At 61.6% G+C, this 1102-nt stretch carries 1 protein-coding gene; it reads right to left on the bottom strand.

Going from position 1 to position 1102, the window contains the following annotated elements; genetic code table 11:
• Window positions 1-26: 26 nt before the first annotated feature.
• Window positions 27-1021, bottom strand: a protein-coding gene (locus ACYVH8_RS12740; RefSeq protein ID WP_460489190.1) for an IS630 family transposase whose coding sequence is annotated in 2 segments (ribosomal slippage) — window positions 27-556 and window positions 556-1021 — 996 coding nt in all. Because the reading frame shifts where the segments join, the coding sequence is not laid out codon by codon here.
• Window positions 1022-1102 lie beyond the last annotated feature (81 nt).

Below are 1102 nucleotides of genomic sequence, written 5' to 3'. Positions count from 1 at the left end.
TATTGAGGCTTTCATAATTCATGACATCACCACAGCGTAGCCTGCATCCAGCAAGCGGCGATGATCGAGGGGCGCTTTTGCGCGCTCTTGAGCTTGTTGCGTGCGGTCGTGTGCAGCTCGCTCAGATTGTTGGGACAGTAGTTGGCCAGCGCGTGCCGCTTGAGCCAGGCCCACAGGTACTCCACCGGATTGAGGTCCGGCGCATAGGGCGGCAGGAAGGCGATCTGAATGTGTCCGCGCAGGCCGTCCAGGTAGTCGCGCACCAAGCGGCTTTTGTGCGCCTTCAAACCATCCCAGATCACCAACAGCGGTTGTTTCAGATGGGCCTTGAGCGCCTTGAGGAATTCGACGATCTCTTCCTTCTTGATACTGCCCTCGTGCAGCCGGAACAGGCAGTTGGTGCGGCTCAAGCCGGCAATGACCGAGACGTGGGTCCAGTTGAAGTGAAACTGGATGATGGGCGTGTGCCCCTTGGGTGCCCAGGTGCGTACCCGGGTCGGGCGCTCGCTGATGCCCGATTCGTCCACGAAGACGATCAGTCGGCCGTCTCGCTGGGCTTTTTTTTGAGGGCCGGCCAGGTACTGCGTTTCCAGCCGCGCACCGCATCCTCGTCGCGCTCGATAGCCCGCTTCTCGGGCTTTTGGGGGCTGAACCCCAGAGCGCCCAGAATGCGCCAGACATGCGCTTGGCTGAAACGCACGCCGTGCATGCGTTCGATGACCACGCCCACGCGCTTGAGCGTCCACAGCTCGGTGCCAAATCCATGTTCGGTCGGACTTTGCAAAAGCGCCGCGCGCACGCTGGCCAGTTGCGCCTGGTCAAGCTGGGCAGGCCGGCCCCGCTCGGGCACGGCGCGCAGGGCGTCGATGCCGCCCTCATCAAGCAAAGCCTTCCATGTGTATACGGTCTGGCGCGCCACGCCCACAGCCAGCGCCACCTCGGCGCAGCCCTTGCCTTTTTGCAGCATCCGCCCGGCGCGCACCCGCTTTTTCGCCGCCTCGCTCAATCGCTTTTGCACCATGCCCATATTCTCCAGGAACAAGCCTGCAGACATAACGCACGGACGGTACAGCGGTTGTCATGTTTTTAGAGAAGATCAATA

The organism is Curvibacter fontanus (genome assembly GCF_054780335.1).
The sequence above is the reverse complement of the archived record's forward strand: the minus strand, read 5'-3'. Positions and strand labels throughout refer to the sequence as shown.